Origin of the sequence: Pseudescherichia vulneris NBRC 102420 (assembly GCF_000759795.1) — a bacterium.
Taxonomy (GTDB): domain Bacteria; phylum Pseudomonadota; class Gammaproteobacteria; order Enterobacterales; family Enterobacteriaceae; genus Pseudescherichia; species Pseudescherichia vulneris.
Window position 1 is genome coordinate 50484 of the sequence record NZ_BBMZ01000020.1, and the last position, 26972, is coordinate 77455.

Here is a 26972-nt window from a genome sequence, read left to right on the forward strand (position 1 = left end):
TGACCTCCTCATCCCTGTATGCCGGACGACGCTAGCGCCTGCCCGGCCTACAAAATGATTTACTTCTTCTTGACCGGACGCTTCCAGCCCTTGATATGGGTCTGTTTCACTCGGCTGATCACCAGTTCGTCCTCGGCAACGTCACGGGTCACCGTGGTACCCGCCGCAATGGTAACGCCGCTGGCCACGCTCACCGGAGCGATAAACTGCGAATCAGAGCCGACAAAGACGTCGTCGCCGATAATGGTTTTATGCTTGTTGGCACCGTCATAGTTACAGGTAATCGTCCCTGCACCGATGTTAACGTTGTCGCCAATCTCCGCGTCGCCCAGGTAGGTCAGATGTCCCGCCTTCGAGCCTTTGCCCAACCGCGCCTTTTTCATCTCGACGAAGTTACCGACGTGCGCGCCAGCCAGCAGCTCTGCGCCAGGGCGCAGACGGGCAAACGGACCGATGGTGCAGGCCGCTTCAAGAGTGGCATCTTCTACCACGCTGTAGGGACTGATTTCGCAGTCGTCACCGATAACGCTGTTTTTGATCACGCAGCCCGTGCCGATTTTGACCCGGCTGCCCAGCGTGACGTTGCCTTCCAGAATAACGTTGGTATCGATCTCGATATCTCGACCGTGGCTCAGCGTACCGCGCAGGTCAAAACGTGCCGGATCGCGCAGCATGACGCCTGCCAGTAGCAGTTTTTCTGCCTGCTCGGACTGATAGACGCGCTCCAGACGAGAAAGCTGCAGGCGATTGTTCACACCCTCAACTTCGCTCAGACGCTGCGGATGCACCGCGGCGATCTCACGCCCTTCGAGGTAGGCCAGCTCGATAATATCGGTAATGTAGTACTCGCCCTGCGCGTTGTCGTTGGTGAGCTTGCTCAGCCAGCGCTTCAGATCCGCACCGTTGGCAATCAGGATGCCCGTGTTGATCTCCTGAATTTTATGCTGTTCAGGGGTCGCATCTTTATGCTCAACGATGCCGGTTACCTTCCCGTCTTGACGGGTGATACGGCCATAGCCGGTGGGATCGTCAAGATTCACGGTGAGCAGCCCAATGCCGCCCTGCGGCTTGGCATCACGCAGGCGCTGCAGTGTCTCAACGGAGATCAGCGGTACGTCACCGTAGAGCATCAGGATATCTTCATCGTCGGCAAAACCAGGGGCAGCCTGCTGCATAGCATGGCCCGTACCCAGCTGTTCCGCCTGCAGCACCCAGTTCAGGTTGTCGTAACGCAGCGTCTGTTTAAGCAGATCGCCGCCGTGGCCGTAGACCAGGTGAACGTGACGTGCGCCGAGATTATTCGCGGCATCAATGACATGCTGTACCATCGCTTTCCCGGCGAGAGTATGAAGCACTTTAGGAAGATCCGAATACATACGGGTTCCCTTGCCAGCGGCAAGGATCACCACGCTCATGCTACTGTTCAACATACGCGTCCTGACTCTAGTTTGAAGAAGAATTTTTACCGTTTACTGTTGAAAATACTACATTTTTTTCAACGTGAAATGGGGTGCGTATAAAATGTGCATTTGGCATCTTTTACCCGCGCTGATCCCCCTATTTTGGCCCATCATAAAACGAATTGCTGCATAAAGCGTACATATTGCTGCGTATGAACTCGCTATGCTGATGTTTTTACGTTTCTTTCGTTGCCTGAATAAAGAGAGCGCAGTAGATCCGCTGCCGCTTCGGCGCAAATTGAAGGTGAGTATAAGGGGATCCCGAAGAGGAGAATCCAGGTCGATCGGGCGATATTTGTCGAGGAATATAAAACACAAAGGCCGCCCGGTAGGCAGCCCTTGTTATGTTCTGTTTATACCGTCAGCGATCGTAGTTTTAATCGGCGGTATTTTTAGTCATTACAGATTAAACGTACCAAAAGAAACGTTCATGTTATTGAAGAAAGCGATGATTTTGTTAATCAGTTTCATGATGTTTTCCCGGTCGATGGATTCATTAGCGTGACTTACTTCACAAAAATAAGTCTACGCCGTGTTGATTAATCGATCAACATTTTTGTGATGAAAATCACAAAAAAGATAAAACACCTTTTCAATAATCCTTAAAGCCAACGCGCAGGCATAAAAAAAGCCAGCCTGGAGACCAGACTGGCTTCGTACGTTCAAGCCGGTGTTACATCGCTTTTTTGGTCAACTCGATAACGCGCAGTTTCGCAATAGCTTTGGCCAGCTCCGCAGACGCCTGAGCGTAATCCACGTCGCCGTGCGAGCTCTTAATGTGCTCTTCTGCTTTACGCTTCGACTCCAGGGCTCGCGCTTCGTCGAGATCCTGGCCACGAATCGCGGTATCAGCCAGTACGGTCACGGTGCCCGGCTGTACTTCAAGTACGCCACCAGACAGATAGATAAACTCTTCATGACCGTGCTGTTTCACGATGCGGATCATACCAGGCTTAATGGCGGTGAGCAGCGGGGCGTGACCCGGGAAAATCCCCAGTTCACCTTCGCTACCCGTTACCTGGATTTTCTCGACCAGACCAGAGAACATCTGTTGCTCTGCGCTGACCACGTCCAGGTGGTAAGTCATTGCCATATCACCCTCCGATTAAGGCGTTAAAGTTTTTTGGCTTTTTCCACGGCTTCGTCGATGGAACCCACCATGTAGAACGCCTGCTCTGGCAGGTGATCGTACTCGCCTTCCATAATGCCTTTAAAGCCACGGATAGTGTCTTTCAGGGAGACGTATTTGCCCGGAGAACCGGTAAAGACTTCTGCCACGAAGAACGGCTGGGACAGGAAGCGCTGGATCTTACGAGCGCGTGCTACCACCAGTTTGTCTTCTTCAGACAGCTCATCCATACCCAGGATGGCGATGATGTCTTTCAGCTCCTGGTAACGCTGCAGGATAGACTGTACGCCACGCGCGGTGTCGTAGTGCTCCTGGCCAACCACCAGCGGATCCAGCTGACGGCTGGTAGAGTCCAGCGGGTCAACGGCCGGGTAGATACCCAGAGACGCGATCTGACGGCTCAGTACCACGGTTGCGTCAAGGTGCGCAAAGGTGGTGGCTGGAGATGGGTCAGTCAAGTCATCCGCAGGTACGTATACCGCCTGTACGGAGGTGATAGAACCGGTTTTGGTGGAGGTGATACGCTCCTGCAGAACGCCCATCTCTTCCGCCAGCGTCGGCTGGTAACCTACCGCTGAAGGCATACGGCCCAGCAGTGCAGATACTTCCGTACCGGCCAGGGTGTAACGATAGATGTTGTCAACGAACAGCAGAACGTCACGACCTTCGTCACGGAACTTCTCAGCCATGGTCAGGCCGGTCAGTGCCACGCGCAGACGGTTTCCCGGCGGCTCGTTCATCTGGCCGTACACCAGGGATACTTTGTCCAGAACGTTGGAGTCGGTCATCTCGTGGTAGAAGTCGTTACCCTCACGAGTACGCTCACCCACGCCTGCAAACACGGAGTAACCGGAGTGCTCGATCGCGATGTTACGGATCAGCTCCATCATGTTTACGGTTTTACCCACGCCCGCGCCGCCGAACAGGCCGACTTTACCGCCCTTGGCGAACGGACACATCAGGTCGATAACCTTGATGCCGGTTTCCAGCAGTTCCTGAGAGCTGGAGAGCTCTTCATAGGACGGTGCTGCACGGTGAATAGCCCAACGCTCTTCTTCACCGATGTCGCCTTTCATATCGATCGGCTGACCCAGTACGTTCATGATACGACCCAGGGTCGCTTTACCTACCGGCACTTCGATCGGGTGCTCGAGGTCCTGAACTTCCAGACCACGACGCAGACCGTCGGAAGAACCCATAGCGATGGTACGTACGATACCGCCGCCGAGCTGCTGCTGAACTTCCAGCACCAGACGCTCATTACCATTTGTCACTTCGAGGGCGTCGTACACGTTCGGTACGGCGTCCTGCGGGAACTCGACGTCCACCACGGCGCCGATTACCTGGACAACTTTTCCAGTAGCCATCTTGAATCCTCTACGAATTTCCTAAACCTGGTTAAACCGCAGACGCGCCACCGACGATTTCGGTGAGTTCCTGAGTTATGCTGGCCTGACGAGCTTTGTTGTAAACCAACTGCAACTCTTTAATCAGGCTACCGCCGTTATCGGTTGCGGCTTTCATCGCCACCATACGCGCGGCCTGCTCGCTGGCCAGGTTTTCTACAACACCCTGATACACCTGCGACTCGACGTAACGACGCAGCAGGGTATCCAGCAGCGCTTTCGGATCGGGCTCGTACAGGTAATCCCATGCTTTATGTTTCAGATCGTCATCCTCTGATGCCGGCAGCGGCAGCAGCTGGGTGATAGTCGGAGACTGGGACATGGTGTTGATAAATTTGTTGCTGACGATGTAAAGCTTGTCCAGACGACCTTCGTCGTAGGCCTGCAACATCACTTTTACCGGGCCGATCAGTTCGGACAGGGAGGGGTTATCCCCCATGCCGGTTACCTGAGCGACAACGTTGCCGCCTACGGAGTTGAAGAACGAGACGCCCTTCGAGCCGATCATCGCGAGTTCGCTCTGAACGCCCTTGTCGGACCACGCTTTCATATCCGCCAGCAGTTTTTTGAACAGGTTAATGTTCAAGCCACCGCACAGACCACGGTCGGTAGACACCACCAGGTAGCCCACGCGCTTAACGTCGCGTTCTTCCAGGTAAGGGTGCTTATATTCCAGATTACCGTGAGCAAGGTGACCAATCACTTTGCGCATGGTGTCTGCATAAGGACGGCTGGCTGCCATTCTGTCCTGCGATTTACGCATTTTGGAAGCGGCGACCATCTCCATCGCTTTAGTGATCTTCTGCGTGTTCTGGACGCTTGCGATCTTACTACGTATCTCTTTTGCGCCGGCCATGAGCTTCTCCTCAATGCCTTGCGGTCTGCCCTAGGACAGACCGCCAGACGTTACCAGGACTGGGTTGCTTTGAAGGAATCGAGGATGCCTTTCAGCTTGCCTTCGATTTCGTCGTTATAGCCACCGGACTGGTTGATCTCTTGCATCAGCGGAGCGTGGTCACGGTCAACGTAAGCCAGCAGAGCGGCTTCGAAGCTACCGATTTTCGCCAGTTCCACATCTTCGAGGTAACCGCGTTCAGCCGCGAACAGCACCAGACCCTGCTGCGCAACAGACATTGGAGCGTACTGTTTCTGCTTCAGCAGTTCGGTCACTTTCTGACCGTGGCTCAGCTGTTTACGGGTTGCTTCATCCAGATCGGATGCGAACTGGGAGAACGCAGCCAGTTCACGATACTGTGCCAGTGCGGTACGGATACCACCGGACAGTTTCTTGATGATCTTGGTCTGAGCAGCACCACCCACACGGGATACGGAGATACCCGGGTTAACCGCCGGACGAATACCGGAGTTAAACAGGTTGGTTTCCAGGAAGATCTGACCGTCGGTAATCGAGATTACGTTGGTCGGAACGAACGCAGAAACGTCACCCGCCTGGGTTTCGATGATCGGCAGCGCGGTCAGGGAGCCGGTTTTACCTTTTACTTCACCTTTGGTGAAGTTCTCAACGTACTCAGCGTTTACGCGGGATGCGCGCTCCAGCAGACGGGAGTGGAGGTAGAACACGTCGCCCGGGAATGCTTCACGTCCTGGCGGACGACGCAGCAGCAGGGAGACCTGACGGTAAGCAACGGCCTGTTTGGACAGGTCATCGTACACGATCAGTGCATCTTCACCGCGGTCACGGAAGTATTCGCCCATGGCGCAGCCAGCATACGGTGACAGGTACTGCAGCGCAGCGGATTCAGACGCGGTAGCCACCACAACGATAGTGTTGGAGAGAGCACCGTGCTCTTCCAGCTTACGCACTACGTTAGCGATGGTGGACGCTTTCTGGCCGATAGCCACGTACACACACTTGATGCCGGAGTCACGCTGGTTGATGATCGCATCGATTGCCATCGCGGTTTTACCGGTCTGACGGTCGCCGATGATCAGCTCACGCTGGCCACGGCCGATTGGGATCATGGCATCAACGGACTTATAACCGGTCTGAACCGGCTGGTCGACGGACTGACGTTCGATTACGCCCGGTGCGATAACTTCGATAGGCGAGAAGCCATCGTGTTCTACCGGACCTTTACCGTCGATTGGCGCACCCAGGGTGTTTACCACGCGGCCCAGCAGGCCACGGCCGACCGGCACTTCCAGAATACGGCCGGTACACTTAACCTTTGTGCCTTCGGCGAGGTCAGCATACGGACCCATAACTACGGCACCGACGGAGTCGCGCTCCAGGTTCAGTGCGATAGCGTAACGGTTACCCGGCAGGGAGATCATCTCACCCTGCATACAGTCAGCAAGACCGTGGATACGGATAACACCGTCACTTACAGAAACAATAGTACCTTCATTGTGAGCTTCACTCACAACATTGAACTGAGCAATGCGCTGCTTGATCAGTTCGCTGATTTCGGTGGAATTCAGTTGCATGCTCCAGTCCCCTTAAGACTGCAAGACGTCTGCGAGGCGTTCAAGACGGCCGCGTACGCTGCCATCAATGACCATATCACCCGCACGGATGATAACGCCTGCCATCACAGACTTATCGATTTTGCAATTCAGCTTCACTTTGCGTGACAGACGTTTTTCCATCGCGACGCTGATTTTCGAAAGCTGTTCTTCACTCAGTGCGGTTGCCGAGGTGACTTCAACCTCAGCGGTAGCCTCGCTGGCTGCACGCAATTGAATAAACTGCTCAAGAACATCAGGGAGCGCATTTAGACGACCGTTCTCTGCCATCACCTTAATCAGGTTCTGGCCGTTGGCGTCCAGTTGCTCTCCACATACTGCGATAAACGACTTAGCGAGCGCTTCCGGTGCTATCGCACCGGAGAGAAGCTCTGCCATTTGTTCGTTTTTTGTCACCTCGGCGGCAAACGCCAGCATATCCTGCCAGCGCTCTACACTCTGGTGTTCGACGGCAAAGTCAAAAGCTGCTTTGGCGTAGGGGCGAGCTACCGTAACAAATTCAGACATCAGCCCCTCCCTCCTTACAGTTCAGCGACAAGTTTGTCCACGATGTCGCTGTTAGCAGCTTCATCCACGGAACGTTCGATGATCTTCTCGGCGCCAGCAACAGCCAGGACCGCAACCTGCTTACGCAGCTCTTCGCGAGCGCGCTTACGTTCGGCATCAATTTCTGCCTGCGCCTGCGCCACGATTTTAGTACGTTCCTGCTCTGCTTCGGTTTTGGCTTCGTCCAGGATCTGGGCACGGCGTTTGTTCGCCTGCTCAATGATTACCTGGGCTTCCGCTTTCGCCTTTTTCAGCTGGTCGGTCGCGTTGGCCTGTGCAAGGTCCAGATCCTTTTTAGCTCGTTCAGCAGAAGCAAGACCGTCAGCAATCTCTTTTTGACGTTTTTCGATGGCAGCAATCAACGGCGGCCATACATACTTCATGCAGAACAGAACGAAAAGGACAAACGCGATGGCCTGGCCGAGGATTGTTGCGTTAAGATTCACAGCACAATGCCTCTTATCTAGTTAACGTTCTGATATTGCCCGTAAAAATCAAGCAACGCTTACTACGCGACAGCAAACATCACGTACAGACCCAGACCTACAGCGATCATTGGGATAGCATCCACCAGACCCATAACGATAAAGAACTGAGTACGCAGCAGAGGGATCAGATCCGGTTGACGCGCTGCGCCTTCCAGGAATTTACCTCCAAGGATGCCGATACCGATCGCAGCACCGATTGCCGCCAGACCCATCATCACAGCGGCAGCCATGTACAGCAGATCCATATTCAGGTTTTCCATGACAGTCTCCAGTTTGTTTCAGTTAAAACGTAGTAGTGTTGGTAAAAAAATCAGTGCTCTTCAGACGCCATCGACAGATAGACGATCGTCAGAACCATGAAGATGAAGGCTTGCAGCGTAATGATCAGGATGTGGAAAATGGCCCATGGCACATTCAGGATCCACTGTGACCACCACGGCAACAGACCAGCAATCAGAATGAAAATCAACTCACCGGCATACATGTTACCGAACAGTCGCAGACCGAGCGAAACCGGTTTAGACAGCAGGCTTACCCCTTCAAGGATTAAGTTGACAGGAATAAATGCCCAGTGGTTGAACGGCTGCAGCGTCAGCTCTTTCGTGAAGCCGCCAATGCCTTTCATTTTGATGCTGTAGAACAGAATGAGGATAAATACGCCCAGTGCCATCGACAGGGTGATGTTCACGTCCGCAGACGGAACCACACGCAGCGCCGGCAGGCCGAAGATGTGCTCGCCGATGTACGGCAGCAGATCGATTGGCAGCAGATCCATCAGGTTCATCAGGAATACCCAGACGAAAATCGTCAGGGCCAGCGGCGCGATCACCTTGCTCTTGCCGTGGTACATGTCTTTCACGCTACCGTGGACAAAACCAATGACCAGCTCGATCGCCGTCTGGAATTTTCCTGGGACGCCGCTGGTTGCCTTTTTGGCAACGCTACGGAACACCATCAGGAACAACAGGCCCAGAACCACCGAGAAGAACATGGAGTCGATGTTCAGCGTCCAGAATGTGGCCGGGGGGTTATGCGGATCCACCAGCGAGAACGTACGCAGGTCAATCTGAAGGTTGTTCAGATGGTGACCGATGTACTCCTGCGGTGTTGAGATTTCTCCTGCAGACATGATGCCTCTTACCCTTTGTTGTTAATTACAGCGGGTGCCAGTATCTGTACAACCAGCACCGAAACCCACGTCACGATCAGCGGCAAAAAAACCGCCTTCAAAACCGCCAGCGCCACCACCAGCAACACGAAGGTTGCCAACACCTTGAATGCTTCACCGAAGGCGAAGGACCAGGCCATGCGGCCTTTAGCAGGTGTATGCGCCTGATGACGCCAGGCAAAAATCATAAACAACATATTTGGCAGCACGACTGCCAGTCCACCGCATAATGCGGAGACGCCCCAGAAGGGGTCTTTGAGGCTAAACAGTAATCCACTTACTATCACAGCCAGAAACTGAATGAACAGAAGCTTACGAGCAACGTTTCTACTCAAGAGCGACAAAGACATCACGTTTTTACTCCTGCTCACTTCGAGGTATGTCGCGTGTCGTATAAAACGTTCTTTACGGCTCAGAGTCAAGCATCAAAAAGCGAGCAAATTATACGGTGCGGCCCCGTGATTTCAAACAATAAGTAGCAAAAAGGTGAATAAATGTTTAAATAAATTTCCCGAGGGCTATTTTTTCACTTTCTGACAAACTGTGAGCGCTAGTGCAAATTTGCTCATTGCGCGCCAACACTGATGTTAAAGCGTGCATCAGATCACAATTTGAACATTTGCGGTCGAGAGATATTATTCGTGATAAGAAATTAAGTTGCCTCATCTTTTTGATATTTTTGGCGAATCTTGGCCACTCTTTCTAAAACAGCGCGATATACAATAAAAACCTTTTATTGACATTCTTAATAAATATTTAACATCTCTGTAAAATTAGTTGGGCTGATTTTTAGCAGCCTGATACTTTCCCTGTTGACTATTTTCACGGTTAATCAAAATAGAAGGTTAACGGCTGGAAAAGTCACAGTAAAATTAAGGTTAAATAGCAAAAAATCTTCCGCTGCGTTGTTTCGCTTTTTTTAACAGATTTTCTACAGCGGAAAATTACCATTTTTTGATAAAAATTAAAGCGGGTTTGCCTTAACGATCACCAAATGACGTTCCCCTTCCAGCTGCGGAACGCGCAGTTTTACCACCGACTCCACGCTGAACCCAGACGGCAGCTGAGCAATCTCATCGTCAGGCAGCTGGCCCTTCAACGCATAAAAACGCCCCTCCCCTGCCGGCAGGTGATGACACCAGCTGACCATATCATTGAGCGAGGCAAAGGCGCGGCTGATGACGCCATCAAACGGCGGCTCGGCCGGGAACGCCTCTACGCGGCTCTGCACAGGCGCGATGTTGTCAATCTTCAGCTCGTGCTGTACCTGGCGCAGAAAGCGAATACGCTTGCCGAGGCTGTCCAGCAGCGTGAAGTGCGCCTTGGGCAGAACGATGGCCAGCGGCACGCCAGGCAGGCCAGGACCCGTTCCTACGTCGATAAAGCGCGTTCCCGTCAGGTGAGGCGCAACCACCACGCTGTCCAGAATGTGGCGAATCAGCATCTCGTTCGGATCGCGTACCGAGGTGAGGTTATACGCCTTGTTCCATTTGTGGAGCATATCGACATAGGCCACCAGTTGCTGTTTCTGGTGATCGGTGAGCGAAATGCCTGCGTCGTTGAGCAGACGAGAGAGTTTGTTAAGCACGGTGATACCTGTCTTTGATGATTTGCCCAGCGGCGCTTACGTTTGCCGGGCCTACAAATGCTATGGGTTCGGTAGGCCCGGTAAGCGCAGCGCCACCGGGCGTTAGCCATGATAAATCAGGCGCTGCGGCGCAGCATACCCTGTTTTTTCAGCCAGACCAGCAGAATGGAGATGGCCGCAGGGGTAATGCCAGAGATGCGCGACGCCTGACCAATAGACGACGGTTTGTGATCGTTAAGCTTGGCGATCACTTCGTTGGAGAGGCCGCTCACCTGACGGTAGTCCAGGGTCGCTGGCAGGATAGCGCTTTCGTTACGCAGCTGCTTTTCAATCTCATCCTGCTGGCGGGCGATGTAGCCTTCGTATTTAACCTGGATCTCTACCTGCTCAGCGGCCTGCGGATCGTCAAGGCCAGGCGCAAACGGCGAGAGGTTCACCATGCCGCTGTAGGTCATTTCCGGACGGCGCAGCAGATCCTCACCGTTAGCCTCACGTGACAGCGGTGCGCTGAGGATAGCGTTCACTTCGTCAACCTGCTCAGAGTGCGGGTGCACCCAAATATCCTTCAGGCGCTGACGCTCACGTTCGATACGCTCCAGCTTCTCGTTAAAGCGTGCCCAGCGCTGGTCGTCTACCAGGCCCAGTTCGCGGCCAGCGGCAGTCAGACGCAGGTCGGCGTTATCTTCACGCAGCATCAGACGGTATTCCGCGCGGGAGGTAAACATGCGGTACGGCTCTTTGGTGCCAAGGGTACAGAGATCGTCCACCAGCACGCCCAGGTAAGCCTGATCGCGGCGCGGTGCCCAACCCTCTTTCTCGGCAGAGAAACGAGCGGCGTTAAGACCCGCCAGCAGGCCCTGCGCTGCGGCCTCTTCGTAGCCGGTGGTGCCGTTGATCTGTCCGGCAAAGAACAGGCCCTGGATAAATTTGCTCTCCAGGGTCGGCTTCAGGTCACGCGGATCGAAGAAGTCATACTCGATGGCATAGCCCGGACGCACAATCTTCGCGTTCTCCATCCCCTGCATGGAACGGACGATCTGCATCTGTACGTCGAACGGCAGGCTGGTAGAGATGCCGTTCGGATAAATTTCGTTTGAGGTCAGCCCTTCCGGTTCGAGGAAGATCTGGTGCTGGTTACGATCGGCAAAGCGCATCACCTTGTCTTCGATCGACGGGCAGTAGCGTGGGCCGATCCCTTCGATCACTCCGGCGTACATCGGGCTGCGATCGAGGTTATGACGGATCACGTCATGGGTTTTCTCGTTGGTGTAGGTGATGTAGCACGGCACCTGACGCGGATGCTGGTCAACGTTACCCATGAACGAGAAGACCGGCAGCGGGTTATCGCCATGCTGCTGGGCCAGAACGCTGAAGTCGATGGTACGGGCGTCAATACGCGGCGGCGTGCCGGTTTTCAGACGGTTTACGCGCAGCGGCAGTTCACGCAGGCGGCGTGAAAGCGAAATGGACGGCGGATCGCCCGCTCGGCCACCGCTGTAGTTATCCAGCCCGATATGAATTTTGCCGTCGAGGAAGGTACCCACCGTCAGTACCACCGACTTCGCACGGAATTTGAGACCCATCTGGGTCACTGCACCGACAACACGATCGTTTTCGACGATCAGATCCTCAACTGCCTGCTGGAAGATCATCAGGTTCGGCTGGTTCTCCAGCGCAGTACGTACCGCCTGGCGATAGAGCACACGATCCGCCTGAGCACGGGTCGCCCGTACGGCGGGGCCTTTGCTCGCGTTTAGTATCCTAAACTGAATGCCGGCATGGTCAATCGCGGTGCCCATCAGCCCGCCCAGCGCGTCCACTTCTTTTACCAGGTGTCCTTTCCCAATACCGCCAATAGCCGGGTTGCAGGACATCTGTCCTAGCGTATCGATATTGTGTGTCAGAAGGAGGGTCTGCTGACCCATACGTGCAGCGGCCATTGCAGCCTCGGTACCTGCATGACCCCCGCCAATGATGATGACGTCAAAAGGATCCTGATAAAACATGGTGATTTGCCTCGCACAGAGCGGTTAGAAAGTGGATTGGGGTCCGGGCCGTGGATTCTACTCAACTTTAGCCCATCGAGAAAGTGCCGGGATCCTGACTATTAAAAGAAGATCTTTTTTATTTAAGATCTGTTTTATTATGATCTCTTATTAGGATCGCCATCTCCTGTGGATAAGGTGGATCCTCTTATTAAGATCAACGTGTTATTGAGGATCGTTTGCTGTGAAAGATCGGTGATCCCACACCGTATAAGCTGGGATCAAAAAGGCGGGTTATACACAGGCGAAACTTTAAACAAACCTTATACAGTGGATAACTACCGGTTGATCAACGCTTTTAACCAGAGTTACCCACAGCTGATCGCACGATCTTTACACTTCTTTCAGTAAATTGATCCACGATCCCAGCCAAATTTCGGCCGGATCCTCCGGAATCTCATGTTCGAGGACGTTGATCCTTAGCGTCTCGCCGATCTGTTTTGCCTGGCAGCCTTTCAATACCTCTTCCATCTTCTCAATAGCACCACAGAAGGTATCGTACTCACGGCTACCGAGACCCACTGCACCAAAGCGAACCTGGGAGAGATCCGGCTGCTGCTCCTGCAGCTCTTCATATAAAGGCAGGATGTTGTCAGGCAGATCCCCCGCGCCATGGGTAGAGGAGATCAGCAGCCATACGCCATCGGTGGGAAGATCCTCAAGCAGAGGACCATGCAGCGTGCGGGTAGAGAAGCCTGCATCTTCCAGCTTCTCAGCCAGATGTTCTGCAACGTATTCCGCGCCGCCCAGCGTGCTACCGCTGATGAGAGTAATGTCTGCCATGATGATCCGCTCCAATGAATAAGAGCGGTATTGTACGCTGTGAATCAGCTGGGATCTACCTGTGGAAAATGTGGTGATTATTTTTTCAGGCTAGGGGCGGATGGTACGCATGATCGGGTTCTGCAGGGAGATCAGCGTCTCGGTGGACTGGATCTCATCAATTGTTTGGATCTTGTTGATAAGTACCTGCTGGAGGGCATCGATCGAGCGGCACATGACCTTAATGAAGATGCTGTAGTGGCCCGTGGTGTAGTAGGCCTCGGTGACCTCTTCCAGACTCTCCAGCTTTGCCAACGCTGACGGGTAGTCCTTGGCGCTCTTCAGAATGATGCCAATAAAGCAGCAGACGTCGTAGCCGAGCTGTTTCGGGCTGACGTCAATGCGCGCGCCGGTGATGATGCCCGCCTGTTTCATCTTCTCTACGCGGACGTGGATGGTGCCAGGGCTGACGCCAAACTGCTTCGCCAGTTCGGCATAGGCCGTGCGGGCATTGGCCATCAGCGCCTCCAGAATGCCCCGGTCGAGGTTGTCGATCTGGTAACTTTCCATAATGTTCAGCCGTTGTTGTTCAGTGTTGAGTTGAGATTAACGCTTCCAGCGACGCAGCAGGCGGCTGCGCATGCCGGTGTCAAAGCGCCAAATATGATCGAAAATACGCATGATCCCCGGCTTGCCGTGGGCGGACATCGCCACCGCGTGAAAACGGTGCTGATGCACCTGCTGTAACGTTTTGATCTGAGTGACCACCTCGTCGGGCAGGCGCTGGGCGATAAAGTCTGAGATCACCACCGCGTCGGCATCTGCCCACTCACCGCCCTGCATCCGCTCGATCACGGCGCGAAAGCAGCTGGCGAGATCGGTCCCACCGCGAAAGCGCTGGCTCAGGAAGCGGATCGCCTCCTCTAGTCCCTGCGATCCTGACAGCTCATAGCGTACCACCTCGCTGGAAAACAGCATGATATAGCAGCGCCGATTATCCGCCAGCGCCACGCGCATTAGCGCCAGGCAGAATGCCTTCGCACACTGTTCGTTAAAACCGCCCATCGAGCCAGAGGTATCGACACAGATAATAAACGGCCCCCGCGGCTGCTCATCGACGCTCTGGTGCACCACCGGGCGTTGGGTGATCTTCTCCCGCCAGGCTTCACCGTGCAGTCGGTAGGTGAGAAGCTGCTTCTCCACCAGCCGACGGTAGAACTCATACTCCAGCTCGGTAATGCCGAGGGTCGCAAGCTCGGGCGGCAGCAGGCGCAGAATATCATCGCTCTGCTGGAGGCCGTCTACCTGCTCCGGCACCGACGCTGGCTCGCGCACCAGCGTGCGGAAGGTCTCCATCGGTGAATCTTTTTTCGGTACTGACTTTGCCTCCCGGGAGCGGCCAAGCTGTTCGGCCAGCTGTTTCAGCTCCGGCTGTTCGGCAAGGAAGTCGCCGTAGCGGACGATGAGCTGATAGTCACCGCGTTTCAGCTGCCCGGCGCTCATGTCCCACAGCCGTCCGGCGGCGTTCTCATTTTCAATCAGCACCGACTCAAGCTGGCCGCTCAGCTTCATGCGCTCCTGAACCTCGCTTAAGAGCTGCTCGCGCTCCTCCTCCAGCAGCTGCTGGTTGAGCGTCGTTGCCTGCACCACCAGGCTTAGCCGCCAGCGCTGTAAAAAGAGCGTGTGCAGCGCGGGGGTGAGCGTAGGGTTATCGGCGATCAGCTGGCTGGCCTGCTCGGCATAGGGCGAGTGCACCTTCGCCAGCAGGGTGAGGATCTGTGGAACCTGAACGATAAACTGCGGCGTCGCCAGCAGCTGGGTCTGCTGATAGCAGAGAAACTCTTCGGTAAGCTCCGGGGGAACTGCCGTCTCCTTTAGCCTGCCTCTTAGCGCCTCTCGCCAGCGGGGTACGTCATCGGTAATGGCGCGCCTGAGCCGGGGAAATTTTTCAAAGAACACCGCCAGCTGCGGTGAGGCCAGCAGGGCGACGATCAGCTCTTCAATGAGCCCCTCTTCGCCAACCGCCAGCATCACATTCAGCGTGTCGAGGGTGATCATTGCCGAGCCTGTTTGATCTGCGCACCGACGTCCTGCAGGCTGGCTTCTATGCGTCCTAACCAGTCGCTATGAATGAACAGGCACTTCTGCTGTTCGCTGAAGCGCGTATGCTGCTGGTGCCACGTGTTATCCAGTGCTTCAAGCTGCTGCCGGATCTCCTCCGGCACGCTCTCCTGAGAAGATCCGGGCAGCGCCAGCCGGGAGGCCTGTAGACTCACATCGCGCACGATCAGGTGCAGGGTGGCATCCACTTCCAGATTAAGCACCTGGGCAAACCCAATCCCGTTGAGCTTGCCGCGGATCTCTCCGCCCTTCATCAGCCACTGCTCCAACGGGGCGCGTTCAAGGGTAATGTGCACGACCTGCATATCGTGCAGCTTAAGCGGCTGCTGGAGCAGCAGGGTCAGCGTATCGTCGCTAATATCGGGCGGCAGCTCATAGTGTGGACGGCGGCTAAACATACCGCTCTGGCGCTGCACTTTGAGGGCTGTCTTGTCGCTCTGCTGCTGCTGGAGCTGGATACGCCGTTGGGCAATGGCGCCCAGCTGGACCAGCATGGCCTGCTGCTGCCAGGCGTGTCCGGTCATCAATATGTCGACCTGCTGGGCGAGCAGCTCCCGGCTCTGGGCGTCATGCCACAGGCAATCTTTCAGCAGGATCAGATCGATAGGCGATACCGCATCGCGCCCGCAGAAGAAGGCGCTGGCCTGCAGCAGGCGAATGGCCTTTTTCCAGCGTCGGTCAGAGACGTAGGGGGCGTTGGGAAGGTTATCCAGCTGCTGACGCAGCATAAAGATTAGCTCGAATACCGCGTCGGGCAGGGTAATGTGACCTATCTCCTGCTGCCACTGCTGATACTCCTCGTCCGTTATCTGGAGTGAAGCTGGAACCGGGTTATCGTTCTCATCCTGCTGGCTGACCAGCATCGAACGGAAGTTTCCCTTATCCTGGACCTTATCCAGCCAGAGGCGGATCAGCATACGGTCGTAAAGCGCTTCCAGGCTGCTATCGGCTTCCGGCAGCTCATTGGACGCTGCCACCAGCAGACGCATCGGGATCTTCTCTTCGCTGGCCCCGTTGCGAAACCGCCGTTCGTTAATGGCGGTCAGCAGGGTGTTCAGGATAGCAGGACCCGCTTTCCAGATTTCGTCCAGGAAGACGATCTCCGCCTCCGGCAGATAACCCGCGGTCAGACGCTCGTAGCGCCCTTCATCTTTCAGCGCTTGAATCGACAGCGGGCCGAAAACCTCTTCCGGTGTCGAAAAGCGAGTCATCAGGTATTCAAAAGCGCGAGCGTGCTGAAAGGCAAACTTTAGCCGGCGGGCAATAAGGCTTTTTGCAATGCCGGGCGGGCCAAGAAGAAACACGCTCTCCCCGCTTAGCGCAGCCAGCAGGCATAGGCGGATGGCGTGGCTACGCTCATACAGGCCTTTTTCCAGCGCGCTGCTGAGACGGGAAATTCTTTCTGCTAATAAATGTGAGTGAGCCATAATTGTTCTGCATCCTTTCGCCGCTGTCGGTGGACAAAAGTGAGTATACGTTTCAACAAGGGCTTGTAATAGACGGAATAATGCCTTCGCATTCTTTGCGTCAGGATAACCCTGACGCATTTAGGGCTTCGATTTCTTTAAGAATCATGCATACTGTGCGCTTTTGTGGGCCAAGGGACTAAGCGCACACTTGTCATCCATACAAAAGATTAGTCTATGAGCACTGATAATAAGCAATCATTGTCTGCGGTCACCCTCGCAGCAATTGGGGTTGTCTACGGTGATATCGGAACCAGCCCGCTTTATACTCTTCGTGAATGTTTGTCCGGCCAGTTTGGTTTTGGCGTCGAACGCGACGCGGTGTTTGGCTTTCTGTCACTCATCTTCTGGCTGCTGATTTTTGTTGTTTCTATTAAGTATCTGACCTTCGTGATGCGGGCCGATAACGCCGGTGAAGGGGGCATTTTGACCCTGATGTCGCTGGCGGGGCGTAATACCTCGGCGCGAATGACCTCGGTGCTGGTGATCATGGGGTTGATTGGCGGCAGCTTCTTCTATGGCGAAGTGGTGATCACGCCTGCGATCTCGGTGATGTCGGCTATCGAGGGGCTGGAGATTATCGCGCCCTCGCTGGATACGTGGGTGGTCCCGTTGGCCATCGTGGTGCTGACGCTGCTGTTTATGATCCAGAAACACGGTACCGGGCTGGTGGGTAAGCTCTTTGCGCCGATTATGCTGGCATGGTTTATCATCCTGGCGGTGCTGGGCCTGCGCGGGATTATCGCTAATCCTGAGGTATTGCAGGCGCTGAACCCGATGTGGGCGGTGCACTTCTTCCTTGAATATAAAACCGTGTCGTTTGTGGCGCTGGGCGCGGTGGTGCTGTCGATCACCGGCGTAGAGGCGCTGTATGCCGACATGGGCCACTTCGGCAAGCTGCCGATCCGCCTGGCGTGGTTTAGCCTGGTGCTGCCGTCGCTGGCGCTGAACTACTTCGGCCAGGGCGCGCTGCTGCTGAAAAACCCGGAGGCGATCAAGAACCCGTTCTTCCTGCTGGCTCCGGAGTGGGCGCTGATCCCGATGCTGCTTCTCGCCACCCTGGCAACGGTTATCGCCTCCCAGGCGGTGATTTCCGGCGTGTTCTCGCTTACCCGCCAGGCGGTGCGTTTGGGCTACCTGTCGCCGATGCGCATTATTCACACCTCGGAGATGGAGTCCGGCCAGATCTACATTCCCTTTGTTAACTGGCTGCTCTACTTTGCCGTAGTGATTGTGATCGTCAGCTTTGAGCGTTCAAGCAATCTGGCGGCGGCATACGGTATTGCGGTAACCGGCACGATGGTGCTGACCACTATCCTCTCTACCACCGTGGCGCGCAAAAACTGGCACTGGAACAAGTTCCTTGTGGCAATGATTCTGGTGGTGTTCCTCTGCATCGATGTTCCGCTCTTCTCGGCGAACCTCGACAAGCTGCTTTCCGGCGGCTGGCTGCCGCTGAGTCTCGGTATCGTCATGTTCCTGATTATGACGACGTGGAAAAGCGAGCGCTTCCGTCTGCTGCGGCGGATGCACGAGCACGGTAACTCTCTGGAGGCGATGATCGCCTCGCTGGAGAAATCCCCGCCGGTGCGGGTGCCGGGCACAGCGGTCTATATGTCGCGGGCGCTGAACGTCATTCCATTTGCGATGCTGCATAACCTCAAGCACAACAAGGTGCTGCACGAGCGGGTGATCCTGCTGACCCTGCGCACCGAGGACGCGCCTTACGTGCATAACGTTCGCCGGGTACAGATCGAGCAGCTTTCGCCGACCTTCTGGCGCGTGGTCGCCAGCTACGGCTGGCGCGAGACGCCAAACGTGGAGGAGGTCTTCCACCGCTGCGGGCTGGAGGGGCTGAGCTGTCGCATGATGGAGACCTCGTTCTTTATGTCTCACGAGTCGCTGATCGTCGGCAAACGTCCGTGGTACCTGCGCCTGCGTGGCAAGCTCTACCTGGTGCTGCAGCGTAACGCCCTGCGCGCGCCGGACCAGTTCGAGATCCCACCCAACCGGGTTATTGAGCTGGGTACCCAAGTCGAGATTTAAACCTGCCAAATGCCGGGTGGCGCTTCGCTTACCCGGCCTACTCTCTTCATCGCCATTTCCTTTTTAATTTCCGTTAGCGAAACGTTTCGATGCCGATCACAGTTCTTTAACGTGGTGATGGTTTAATGAACGCTATCCGGCATACACTGGCCTCAGCGAAACGTTTCGCTAGTGGAGCCAGAAAAAATGAAGAAAGGATCTGTACTGAACTCTGAAATCTCATCGGTTATCTCCCGTCTGGGGCATACCGATACGCTCGTGGTGTGCGACGCCGGGTTGCCGGTTCCCCACAGCACGCAACGCATCGATATGGCATTAACCCAGGGCGTACCTTCGTTTATGCAGGTACTTGAGGTGGTCACCACCGAGATGCAGGTTGAGGCAGCCATTCTCGCTACGGAAATCAAACAGCATAATCCGCAGCTCCACGAAGCGTTGCTCAGCCATATTGAGCAACTGCAACAACGCCAGGGAAATACCATCGAAGTGCGCTACACCACGCACGAAGCGTTTAAACAACACACCGCAGCAAGCCAGGCGGTTATTCGCAGCGGGGAGTGCTCCCCGTATGCGAATATCATTCTCTGTGCTGGCGTCACCTTCTGAGGCCATCATGGACGCACTACTTCAGCTTAAGGGGATCGATAAAGCGTTCCCCGGCGTAAAAGCCCTCTCCGGCGCAGCGCTTAACGTCTACCCTGGCCGCGTAATGGCGCTGGTGGGCGAGAACGGCGCGGGCAAATCCACCATGATGAAAGTGTTAACCGGGATCTATACCCGCGATGCCGGTTCGCTGCTGTGGCTGGGTCAGGAGACGACCTTCAACGGACCAAAATCGTCGCAGGAGGCAGGGATTGGGATTATCCATCAGGAGCTAAACCTGATCCCGCAGCTGACCATCGCCGAAAACATCTTTTTAGGCCGTGAGTTTGTTAACCGCTTTGGCAAAATCGACTGGAAAAAGATGTATGCCGAAGCGGACGTTCTGCTGGCGAAACTTAACCTGCGCTTTAAGAGCGACAGGCTGGTGGGGGATCTCTCCATTGGCGACCAGCAGATGGTCGAGATCGCTAAGGTGCTGAGCTTTGAGTCGAAGGTCATCGTAATGGATGAGCCGACCGATGCTCTCACCGATACCGAAACCGACTCCCTGTTTCGCGTGATCCGCGAGCTGAAATCCCAGGGGCGCGGCATTGTCTATATCTCCCACCGTATGAAAGAGATTTTCGAGATTTGCGATGACGTGACCGTCTTCCGTGACGGGCAGTTTATCGCCGAGCGTGAGGTTAACTCGCTCACGGAAGATACGCTGATTGAGATGATGGTGGGACGCAAGCTGGAAGATCAGTATCCACATCTTGATAAAGCACCGGGTGAGATGCGCCTGAAGGTCGATAACCTGAGCGGACCGGGGGTGAACGATGTCTCCTTTACCCTGCGCCAGGGTGAAATCCTCGGCGTCGCCGGACTGATGGGCGCAGGACGTACCGAACTGATGAAGGTGCTGTATGGCGCGCTGTCGCGTACCGGCGGCACCGTTACCCTCGACGGTCGTGAGGTGGTGACCCGTTCGCCGCAGGATGGCCTGGCCAACGGTATCGTCTATATCTCAGAGGATCGTAAGCGCGATGGCCTGGTGCTGGGCATGTCAGTGAAAGAGAACATGTCCCTGACCGCGCTGCGCTACTTTAGCCGCAGCGGCGGTAGCCTGAAACATAGCGATGAGCAGCAGGCGGTGAGCGACTTTATCCGCCTGTTTAACGTCAAAACGCCCTCTATGGAGCAGCCTATCGGCCTGCTCTCCGGCGGCAACCAGCAAAAAATCGCTATCGCCCGCGGGCTGATGACGCGCCCGAAGGTGCTCATTCTCGACGAACCCACGCGCGGCGTGGACGTCGGTGCCAAAAAAGAGATCTATCAGCTCATCAACCAGTTTAAAGCGGATGGGCTGAGCATCATTCTGGTGTCGTCAGAAATGCCAGAGGTGCTTGGCATGAGCGATCGCATCATGGTGATGCATGAAGGAGAGTTGGGTGGCGAGTTCACCCGTGAGCAGGCAACCCAGGAAGTGCTGATGGCCGCCGCCGTCGGCAAGCTAAATCGCGAGACCCAGGAGTCAACGATATGAGTACCCAGACCGTTACCCCCCGCCGCTACGTTAATAAGGCGTGGCTGATGGAACAAAAATCGCTGATTGCCCTGCTGGTGCTGATTGCGATTGTCTCCACGATGAGCCCTAACTTTTTCACCATCAATAACCTGTTTAACATTCTGCAGCAGACCTCGGTGAACGCCATTATGGCGGTGGGGATGACGCTGGTGATCCTGACCTCGGGGATCGATCTCTCCGTGGGCTCGCTGTTGGCGCTCACCGGCGCGGTGGCGGCCTCGATTGTCGGAATGGAAGTTAACGCGCTGGTGGCCATTGCGGCCGCGCTGGCGCTGGGCGCTGCGATAGGGGCAATGACCGGGGTGATTGTCGCGAAAGGCCGGGTACAGGCGTTTATCGCCACGCTGGTTATGATGCTGCTGCTGCGCGGTGTGACCATGGTCTATACCAACGGCAGCCCGGTAAATACCGGCTTTACCGATAACGCCGATCTCTTTGGCTGGTTTGGTATTGGCCGTCCGCTGGGTATCCCGACGCCGGTATGGATCATGGGTATCGTCTTCCTGGCCGCGTGGTATATGCTGCACCACACCCGCCTGGGCCGCTATATCTACGCCCTGGGCGGTAACGAAGCGGCCACGCGCCTCTCCGGGATCAGCGTCAATAAAGTCAAAATCATCGTCTACTCCCTGAGTGGCCTGCTGGCGTCGCTGGCGGGCATCATTGAAGTGGCGCGCCTCTCCTCTGCACAACCTACGGCCGGTACCGGCTACGAGCTGGATGCCATCGCTGCGGTTGTCTTAGGCGGTACCAGCCTCGCGGGGGGTAAAGGACGTATTGTAGGTACGCTGATTGGTGCACTGATCCTTGGTTTCCTGAACAACGGACTGAACTTGCTGGGTGTTTCCTCCTATTACCAGATGATCGTTAAGGCAGTGGTGATTTTGCTGGCGGTGCTGGTAGACAACAAAAAGCAGTAATAAATGACATTACAGGACATCTGATTATGAACATGAAAAAACTGGCTACTCTGGTCTCTGCTGTCGCACTGAGTGCAACCGTGAGCGCAAACGCAATGGCGAAAGACACCATTGCGCTGGTGATCTCTACCCTGAACAACCCATTTTTTGTTTCGCTGAAGGATGGCGCACAGAAAGAGGCCGACAAGCTGGGCTATAACTTGGTGGTGCTGGATTCCCAGAACAACCCGGCGAAAGAGCTGGCTAACGTGCAGGACCTGACCGTGCGCGGCACTAAAATCCTGCTGATCAACCCGACCGATTCTGATGCAGTCGGTAACGCCGTGAAGATGGCGAACCAGGCTAAAATCCCGGTGATCACCCTGGACCGCGTAGCGGCCAAAGGTGAAGTCGTGAGCCATATCGCCTCTGATAACGTGCTGGGCGGCAAAATTGCCGGTGATTACATCGCCAAGAAAGCCGGTGAAAACGCGAAGGTGATTGAGCTGCAGGGTATTGCAGGCACCTCCGCCGCTCGCGAGCGCGGCGAGGGCTTCCAGCAGGCCGTGACGGCGCATAAATTTAACGTGCTGGCCAGCCAGCCGGCAGATTTCGACCGTACCAAAGGGCTGAACGTGATGCAGAACCTGCTGACCGCGCATCCTGATGTGCAGGCCGTATTTGCTCAGAACGATGAGATGGCGCTGGGTGCGCTGCGCGCGCTGCAGACGGCGGGTAAATCCGACGTAATGGTGGTGGGCTTCGACGGCACGCCGGACGGTGAGAAAGCGGTAAACGACGGCAAGCTGGCGGCAACCATTGCCCAGCTGCCGGAGCAGATCGGCGCGAAAGGCGTTGAAACTGCTGATAAAGTACTGAAAGGCGAAAAGGTCCAGGCGAAATACCCGGTTGACCTGAAGCTGGTTATTAAACAGTAATCACGTTTTAAGGCTTACGCCACCACACGGTGGCGTACCTTACAGGATGATCCCCCCATGAAAACAGCAGGTAAGCTCGTTGTCCTTGGCAGCATCAATGCCGATCACATTCTCAACCTTGACGCTTTCCCGATGCCGGGCGAAACCGTGACCGGAACCCATTACCAGGTTGCCTTTGGCGGTAAAGGGGCAAACCAGGCGGTGGCCGCCGGGCGCAGCGGAGCGCATATTGCATTTATCGCCTGCACCGGCAGCGACGATACCGGCGAGCGGATCCGCGCCCAGCTGGTCAACGATAACATTAACGTTGCGCCCGTGAGCGTGGTTGACGAGGAGTCTACCGGCGTCGCGCTGATCTTTGTTAATGGCGAAGGGGAGAATGTCATCGGTATTCATGCGGGAGCCAACGCTGCCCTCTCTCCCGAGCGGGTTGCCGCTCAGCAGGCGCTGATTACCGACGCGGACGCGCTGCTGATGCAGCTGGAGACGCCGGTCGAAAGCGTGCTGGCCGCCGCGAAAATTGCCCATGAAAATCATACCACTGTCGTACTGAACCCGGCACCGGCGCGTGTATTATCTGACGAGCTGCTGGCGCTGGTGGACATTATCACCCCGAATGAAACCGAAGCGGAAAAGCTGACGGGCATTCGCGTAGAAAGCGACAGCGATGCCGAGCGAGCGGCGCTCGCGCTGCACGATAAAGGCATCGGTACGGTGATCGTTACCCTTGGCAGCCGCGGCGTATGGGCCAGCGTCAACGGTGAGGGCCGCCGGGTGCCGGGCTTTAAGGTCAACGCCATTGATACGATTGCGGCGGGTGATACCTTTAACGGCGCACTGGTGACCGCGCTGCTGGAGGATAAGCCGCTTGATGAGGCCATTGTGTTTGCCCATGCGGCGGCGGCGATTGCCGTCACGCGCAAAGGCGCGCAGCCCTCTGTGCCATGGCGTAACGAGATCAACGATTTCTTGAGTCAGCAGGGGTAAAGCGTGGCCACCATGAAGGACGTTGCCCGCCTGGCGGGCGTTTCCACCTCGACGGTTTCGCACGTCATCAATAACGATCGCTTTGTCAGCGACGCGATTCGGGAAAAGGTGGAAGAGGCGATCAAAAGCCTTAACTACGCTCCTTCGGCATTGGCGCGCAGTCTCAAGCTCAAGCAGACGCGCACTATTGGGATGCTGATCACCGCCAGCTCCAACCCCTTCTTCTCTGAACTGGTGCGCGGCGTTGAGCGCAGCTGTTTCGAACGTGGCTATAGTCTGGTGCTCTGTAATACCGAAGGCGATGAAGAGCGGATGAACCGTAACCTGGAGACGCTGATGCAAAAGCGCGTCGACGGGCTGCTGGTGCTCTGTACCGAGACGCATCAGCTTTCGCGGGAGATTATCCAGCGCTATCCCTCTATTCCCACCGTCATGATGGACTGGGCCCCCTTTGAGGGCGATATCGATATCATTCAGGACAACTCGCTGCTGGGCGGCGATATGGCCACCCAGTATCTGATTGATAAAGGCTTCACCCGTATCGCCTGCATTACCGGCCCGCTGGATAAAACCCCTGCGCGGTTACGTCTGGAAGGGTATCGCGCGGCAATGGCCCGGGCAGGGCTGACCGTGCGTGAAGGCGATGAGATTATCGGTGATTTTGAGTTCGGCGGTGGCGTAGCAGCCATGCAGGCGCTGCTGGCGCAGCAGGAGCGGCCTCAGGCCGTATTTATCGGAAACGATGCGATGGCCGTTGGCGCTTATCAGGCGCTGTATCAGGCGGGACTTAAGGTCCCGGACGATATGGCCATTATCGGTTACGACGATATTGAGCTGGCACGCTACATGACGCCGCCGCTCACCACCGTTCATCAGCCTAAGGATGAACTGGGTGAGCTGGCGATCGATGTCCTGACCCACCGCATTGCCGATCCGACCCTTTCCCAGCAGCGGCTACAGCTGACGCCGGTGCTGATGACGCGCGGCTCCGCTTAAGGCTTGTGCCGCTCCTTAATCAGGTTCCGCCCATCTTTCGGTTTGAGCAACAGGAAGACGGATGCCGATATCAGGGTGATCACGCCCATGGTAATAAAGGTGTAGTGGAACTGCTCAATGGTATTGGCGCTCTCAAACCCTTCATAAAACCGCAGTACTGCCGCGCTGACGGCAACGCCAAGGCTAATCGATAGCTGTTGGGTAACGGCCAATACGCTGTTACCGCTGCTGGCGTTCTCGTCGGTTAGGTCGGCAAGCGTAATGGTGTTCATGGCCGTGAACTGCGTGGACATCGCCATTCCTAATATAAAGAGCGGCAGGATCAGCAGCCACACCTCCATCGACGGCGACTGAAGCGCAAACTGCGCAATCATGACGCCAATGATGACCGTTATGCCAAACAGCGTTTTGCGATAGCCGAACCAGCGTAATACCTGAGTCACGGTGGATTTCGCCAGAATTGACCCTAGCGCGGTAGGTGCAATCATGCAGCCCGCAATAAGTGCCGTATAGCCGAAGCCGACCTGAAGCATCAGCGGCATCAGGAAAGGAACGCAGCCGGTACCAAGGCGCGAGGCGATGTTGCCCGCAATCCCAACCGAGAAGGTGCGAGTTTTGAATATCGGTAGGGAAATCAGCGGCGAGGGATGATGGCGAGCGTGACGGATATAGGCATAGAACAGCACGATGCTGCTGAAGATAATGATGAGCGCCAGCCAGCTGGCCACCAGTTTCTCACCAAACAGCTCAATACCGATGGAGAAGAGCACAAGGCTTACGCCGAACAGCAGAAAACCGCTCATGTCGAAACGGCGGCGCGGCGTAGTAAAGTCCGGCATATATTTACGCGCGTAGAACAGCCCGGCAATGCCAATCGGAATGTTGATCAGGAATATCCAGTGCCAGCTGGCCCAGGTGACCAGCACCCCGCCCAGAACCGGGCCAAGAATGGGGCCTACCAGGCCTGGCATGGTGACAAAGTTGAGTACCGGGAGTAATTCACTGCGCGGATAGGCTCGCAGCAGTGCGAGACGGGCAACTGGCATCATCATTGCGCCGCCTATCCCCTGCACGATGCGAAAAACAACCAGCATCCCCAGTGAGTTTGATAGCGCGCAGGCCAGCGATCCCAGAGTGAAGAGCGAAACCGCCAGCATAAAGATGCGCCGCGTACCGAAACGGTCCGCCAGCCAGCCGCTGACCGGGATCAACATCGCGACGGTCAGGGTATAGCTGATAATCGCCGACTGCATCGCCAGTGGGGAGCGGTTAAGACTTTGCGCTATAGCCGGTAGCGCGGTATTGAGAATAGTGGCGTCCAACGCCTGCATAAAGAAGGCCATCGCCGCAATCCATGGCAAACCCGCCATGCTGCGTGCTTTTTTCTTGGTCATACTGCGTCCTGTTATTTAGTCTCCGGCGGGTGAGGCGTGTTAAGCAACGCCTGACATGCGCTGAAGGCGCGTTCGCCATCGCTATCCTGAATGGCATCCACAATAGCTTGATGATTTTCAAGTTTAACCACTTCATTATGGGTAATAGAGTTGAAGTAGGTGTGATAAACCGAGTGAAACAGTGTGGCAAACGACGACAGGAAGGGATTACTGCTCATCGCATAGATATGTTCGTGCCAGGCAGTATCCACATCTAACCAGCGTTCGCGATGAAAATGTTGGTTTAACTCCACCATCTCTTCCATCAGCGTATTCAGATGCGCTTTCTGCTCGGCGCTGCCCAACTCGGCCGCCAGCCTGCAGGCCTGAGGCTCTAGCGTACTGCGCAAAACCAGAAAGTGGTTAATCACCTCCTGGAAGTTATTGTCGGTCATCCACCAGGAGAGCAGCTCCTGATCGAGGAAGTTCCAACTTCCCTTGGGCATAACGCGCGTACCGATACGTGGGCGCGGCAGCACCATCCCCTTCGCCGTTAATGTTTTTACTGCCTCCCTGACTGCCGTTCGGCTTACGCCAAACTCCTCCCCTAGCTCCATCTCTGCGGGTAGAATTGAGCCTGGCGCATACTCACCGGTTAAGATCCGCTGGGCCAGCTTCTCTGCCAGAACATAAGAAAGGTTTTTCTGAGCGGCTAAATGCTGTGCGCTTAATGGCATATATCATATTCCTTCTTCTATTTATCTCTTTCAGTATGCCACCTGACACAGGTTATCGGCGCAAAATTCAACAAATGCAGCCGATTGTGATGGTTTTTAAGACGTCTTGATGAAAAATAGTGCGCTTGAAAACTTTTTTGCATTTAAGTCTTGTCAGCCC

Annotated in this window: 25 protein-coding genes; 7 read left to right on the forward strand and 18 right to left on the reverse strand. The window is 55.4% G+C overall.

Annotation, left to right across the window (positions count from 1 at the left end):
* Nucleotides 1–59 precede the first annotated feature (59 nt).
* The 16 genes from glmU to ravA form a co-directional block, all read right to left on the reverse strand.
* Nucleotides 60–1430 carry a bifunctional UDP-N-acetylglucosamine diphosphorylase/glucosamine-1-phosphate N-acetyltransferase GlmU gene (gene glmU, locus EV102420_RS15785; RefSeq protein ID WP_042393500.1) on the reverse strand — a complete coding sequence of 457 codons (1371 nt, stop codon included), beginning with the start codon at nt 1428–1430 and terminating at the stop codon, nt 60–62.
* A gap of 703 nt (nt 1431–2133) precedes the next feature.
* The gene (locus EV102420_RS15790) at nt 2134–2553 is read right to left on the reverse strand and encodes a F0F1 ATP synthase subunit epsilon (RefSeq protein WP_042393503.1); all 420 of its coding nucleotides are present in this window, start codon (nt 2551–2553) and stop codon (nt 2134–2136) included.
* 20 nt (nt 2554–2573) lie between these two features.
* Nucleotides 2574–3956 (reverse strand): F0F1 ATP synthase subunit beta, encoded by a 1383-nt coding sequence (gene atpD / locus EV102420_RS15795; RefSeq protein ID WP_042393505.1) that lies wholly within the window; start codon nt 3954–3956, stop codon nt 2574–2576.
* Nucleotides 3957–3987: 31 nt separating this feature from the next.
* Nucleotides 3988–4851 (reverse strand): F0F1 ATP synthase subunit gamma, encoded by an 864-nt coding sequence (atpG, locus tag EV102420_RS15800; RefSeq protein ID WP_042393507.1) that lies wholly within the window; start codon nt 4849–4851, stop codon nt 3988–3990.
* A 50-nt stretch (nt 4852–4901) separates the two neighbouring features.
* Nucleotides 4902–6443 (reverse strand): F0F1 ATP synthase subunit alpha, encoded by a 1542-nt coding sequence (gene atpA, locus EV102420_RS15805; protein ID WP_042393509.1) that lies wholly within the window; start codon nt 6441–6443, stop codon nt 4902–4904.
* Between the two features lie 12 nt (nt 6444–6455).
* Nucleotides 6456–6989, reverse strand: a complete 534-nt coding sequence (gene atpH, locus EV102420_RS15810) for a F0F1 ATP synthase subunit delta (protein ID WP_042393511.1) — start codon at nt 6987–6989, stop codon at nt 6456–6458.
* Nucleotides 6990–7003: 14 nt separating this feature from the next.
* Nucleotides 7004–7474 carry a F0F1 ATP synthase subunit B gene (gene atpF / locus EV102420_RS15815; RefSeq protein ID WP_042393514.1) on the reverse strand — a complete coding sequence of 157 codons (471 nt, stop codon included), beginning with the start codon at nt 7472–7474 and terminating at the stop codon, nt 7004–7006.
* 62 nt (nt 7475–7536) lie between these two features.
* The gene (gene atpE, locus EV102420_RS15820) at nt 7537–7776 is read right to left on the reverse strand and encodes a F0F1 ATP synthase subunit C (RefSeq protein WP_000429386.1); all 240 of its coding nucleotides are present in this window, start codon (nt 7774–7776) and stop codon (nt 7537–7539) included.
* Between the two features lie 50 nt (nt 7777–7826).
* Entirely contained in the window at nt 7827–8645 is an 819-nt protein-coding gene (atpB, locus tag EV102420_RS15825) for a F0F1 ATP synthase subunit A (protein ID WP_042393517.1), read from the reverse strand.
* An 8-nt stretch (nt 8646–8653) separates the two neighbouring features.
* Entirely contained in the window at nt 8654–9034 is a 381-nt protein-coding gene (gene atpI / locus EV102420_RS15830) for a F0F1 ATP synthase subunit I (RefSeq protein WP_042393520.1), read from the reverse strand.
* A gap of 614 nt (nt 9035–9648) precedes the next feature.
* Nucleotides 9649–10272 (reverse strand): 16S rRNA (guanine(527)-N(7))-methyltransferase RsmG, encoded by a 624-nt coding sequence (gene rsmG, locus EV102420_RS15835; RefSeq protein ID WP_042393522.1) that lies wholly within the window; start codon nt 10270–10272, stop codon nt 9649–9651.
* Nucleotides 10273–10388: 116 nt separating this feature from the next.
* On the reverse strand, nt 10389–12278 hold the full coding sequence (gene mnmG, locus EV102420_RS15840; protein WP_042393525.1) for a tRNA uridine-5-carboxymethylaminomethyl(34) synthesis enzyme MnmG: 1890 nt from the start codon (nt 12276–12278) through the stop codon (nt 10389–10391).
* Nucleotides 12279–12650: 372 nt separating this feature from the next.
* The gene (gene mioC, locus EV102420_RS15845; protein WP_042393526.1) at nt 12651–13100 is read right to left on the reverse strand and encodes an FMN-binding protein MioC; all 450 of its coding nucleotides are present in this window, start codon (nt 13098–13100) and stop codon (nt 12651–12653) included.
* A 90-nt stretch (nt 13101–13190) separates the two neighbouring features.
* Nucleotides 13191–13649, reverse strand: a complete 459-nt coding sequence (gene asnC, locus EV102420_RS15850) for a transcriptional regulator AsnC (protein WP_042393528.1) — start codon at nt 13647–13649, stop codon at nt 13191–13193.
* A gap of 36 nt (nt 13650–13685) precedes the next feature.
* Nucleotides 13686–15137 carry an ATPase RavA stimulator ViaA gene (viaA, locus tag EV102420_RS15855; RefSeq protein WP_042393530.1) on the reverse strand — a complete coding sequence of 484 codons (1452 nt, stop codon included), beginning with the start codon at nt 15135–15137 and terminating at the stop codon, nt 13686–13688.
* A complete protein-coding gene (gene ravA / locus EV102420_RS15860) occupies nt 15134–16627 on the reverse strand; it encodes an ATPase RavA (RefSeq protein WP_042393532.1) in 1494 nt (497 codons plus the stop codon). The genes viaA and ravA overlap by 4 nt, the downstream gene beginning before the upstream one ends.
* 216 nt (nt 16628–16843) lie before the next feature.
* On the opposite strand from ravA, the gene kup reads away from it, so the two are divergent.
* The 7 genes from kup (at nt 16844) to rbsR (ending at nt 24702) form a co-directional block, all read left to right on the forward strand.
* Nucleotides 16844–18712 (forward strand): low affinity potassium transporter Kup, encoded by a 1869-nt coding sequence (kup, locus tag EV102420_RS15865; RefSeq protein WP_042393535.1) that lies wholly within the window; start codon nt 16844–16846, stop codon nt 18710–18712.
* A gap of 186 nt (nt 18713–18898) precedes the next feature.
* On the forward strand, nt 18899–19318 hold the full coding sequence (gene rbsD / locus EV102420_RS15870; protein ID WP_042393538.1) for a D-ribose pyranase: 420 nt from the start codon (nt 18899–18901) through the stop codon (nt 19316–19318).
* 7 nt (nt 19319–19325) lie between these two features.
* Nucleotides 19326–20840 (forward strand): ribose ABC transporter ATP-binding protein RbsA, encoded by a 1515-nt coding sequence (gene rbsA, locus EV102420_RS15875; RefSeq protein ID WP_042393542.1) that lies wholly within the window; start codon nt 19326–19328, stop codon nt 20838–20840.
* Nucleotides 20837–21802, forward strand: coding sequence for a ribose ABC transporter permease (rbsC, locus tag EV102420_RS15880; protein ID WP_042393544.1), 966 nt, complete (start codon nt 20837–20839; stop codon nt 21800–21802). The genes rbsA and rbsC overlap by 4 nt, the downstream gene beginning before the upstream one ends.
* A 26-nt stretch (nt 21803–21828) precedes the next feature.
* Nucleotides 21829–22719 carry a ribose ABC transporter substrate-binding protein RbsB gene (rbsB, locus tag EV102420_RS15885; protein ID WP_042393547.1) on the forward strand — a complete coding sequence of 297 codons (891 nt, stop codon included), beginning with the start codon at nt 21829–21831 and terminating at the stop codon, nt 22717–22719.
* Nucleotides 22720–22776: 57 nt separating this feature from the next.
* Nucleotides 22777–23706 (forward strand): ribokinase, encoded by a 930-nt coding sequence (gene rbsK / locus EV102420_RS15890; protein ID WP_042393551.1) that lies wholly within the window; start codon nt 22777–22779, stop codon nt 23704–23706.
* Between the two features lie 3 nt (nt 23707–23709).
* On the forward strand, nt 23710–24702 hold the full coding sequence (rbsR, locus tag EV102420_RS15895) for a ribose operon transcriptional repressor RbsR (protein ID WP_042393553.1): 993 nt from the start codon (nt 23710–23712) through the stop codon (nt 24700–24702).
* Here rbsR and mdtD read toward each other — a convergent pair.
* Together mdtD and EV102420_RS15905 are read right to left on the reverse strand one after the other, a co-directional pair.
* The gene (gene mdtD, locus EV102420_RS15900; RefSeq protein WP_042393555.1) at nt 24699–26096 is read right to left on the reverse strand and encodes a multidrug transporter subunit MdtD; all 1398 of its coding nucleotides are present in this window, start codon (nt 26094–26096) and stop codon (nt 24699–24701) included. The two genes, rbsR and mdtD, sit on opposite strands and share 4 nt — an antisense overlap.
* An 11-nt stretch (nt 26097–26107) precedes the next feature.
* Nucleotides 26108–26812: a FadR/GntR family transcriptional regulator gene (locus EV102420_RS15905; protein WP_042393557.1), complete on the reverse strand. Its 705-nt coding sequence runs from the start codon at nt 26810–26812 to the stop codon at nt 26108–26110.
* Nucleotides 26813–26972 lie beyond the last annotated feature (160 nt).

Excerpts from the sequence above, each read along its gene's own strand:
- glmU (WP_042393500.1), bottom strand. The coding sequence starts at position 1,430 with ATGTTGAACAGTAGCATGAGCGTGGTGATCCTTGCCGCTGGCAAGGGA.
- EV102420_RS15790 (WP_042393503.1), bottom strand. The coding sequence starts at position 2,553 with ATGGCAATGACTTACCACCTGGACGTGGTCAGCGCAGAGCAACAGATG.
- atpD (WP_042393505.1), bottom strand. The coding sequence starts at position 3,956 with ATGGCTACTGGAAAAGTTGTCCAGGTAATCGGCGCCGTGGTGGACGTC.
- atpG (WP_042393507.1), bottom strand. The coding sequence starts at position 4,851 with ATGGCCGGCGCAAAAGAGATACGTAGTAAGATCGCAAGCGTCCAGAAC.
- atpA (WP_042393509.1), bottom strand. The coding sequence starts at position 6,443 with ATGCAACTGAATTCCACCGAAATCAGCGAACTGATCAAGCAGCGCATT.
- atpH (WP_042393511.1), bottom strand. The coding sequence starts at position 6,989 with ATGTCTGAATTTGTTACGGTAGCTCGCCCCTACGCCAAAGCAGCTTTT.
- atpE (WP_000429386.1), bottom strand. The coding sequence starts at position 7,776 with ATGGAAAACCTGAATATGGATCTGCTGTACATGGCTGCCGCTGTGATG.
- atpB (WP_042393517.1), bottom strand. The coding sequence starts at position 8,645 with ATGTCTGCAGGAGAAATCTCAACACCGCAGGAGTACATCGGTCACCAT.
- atpI (WP_042393520.1), bottom strand. The coding sequence starts at position 9,034 with ATGTCTTTGTCGCTCTTGAGTAGAAACGTTGCTCGTAAGCTTCTGTTC.
- mnmG (WP_042393525.1), bottom strand. The coding sequence starts at position 12,278 with ATGTTTTATCAGGATCCTTTTGACGTCATCATCATTGGCGGGGGTCAT.
- mioC (WP_042393526.1), bottom strand. The coding sequence starts at position 13,100 with ATGGCAGACATTACTCTCATCAGCGGTAGCACGCTGGGCGGCGCGGAA.
- asnC (WP_042393528.1), bottom strand. The coding sequence starts at position 13,649 with ATGGAAAGTTACCAGATCGACAACCTCGACCGGGGCATTCTGGAGGCG.
- viaA (WP_042393530.1), bottom strand. The coding sequence starts at position 15,137 with ATGATCACCCTCGACACGCTGAATGTGATGCTGGCGGTTGGCGAAGAG.
- ravA (WP_042393532.1), bottom strand. The coding sequence starts at position 16,627 with ATGGCTCACTCACATTTATTAGCAGAAAGAATTTCCCGTCTCAGCAGC.
- kup (WP_042393535.1), top strand. The coding sequence starts at position 16,844 with ATGAGCACTGATAATAAGCAATCATTGTCTGCGGTCACCCTCGCAGCA.
- rbsD (WP_042393538.1), top strand. The coding sequence starts at position 18,899 with ATGAAGAAAGGATCTGTACTGAACTCTGAAATCTCATCGGTTATCTCC.
- rbsA (WP_042393542.1), top strand. The coding sequence starts at position 19,326 with ATGGACGCACTACTTCAGCTTAAGGGGATCGATAAAGCGTTCCCCGGC.
- rbsC (WP_042393544.1), top strand. The coding sequence starts at position 20,837 with ATGAGTACCCAGACCGTTACCCCCCGCCGCTACGTTAATAAGGCGTGG.
- rbsB (WP_042393547.1), top strand. The coding sequence starts at position 21,829 with ATGAACATGAAAAAACTGGCTACTCTGGTCTCTGCTGTCGCACTGAGT.
- rbsK (WP_042393551.1), top strand. The coding sequence starts at position 22,777 with ATGAAAACAGCAGGTAAGCTCGTTGTCCTTGGCAGCATCAATGCCGAT.
- mdtD (WP_042393555.1), bottom strand. The coding sequence starts at position 26,096 with ATGACCAAGAAAAAAGCACGCAGCATGGCGGGTTTGCCATGGATTGCG.
- EV102420_RS15905 (WP_042393557.1), bottom strand. The coding sequence starts at position 26,812 with ATGCCATTAAGCGCACAGCATTTAGCCGCTCAGAAAAACCTTTCTTAT.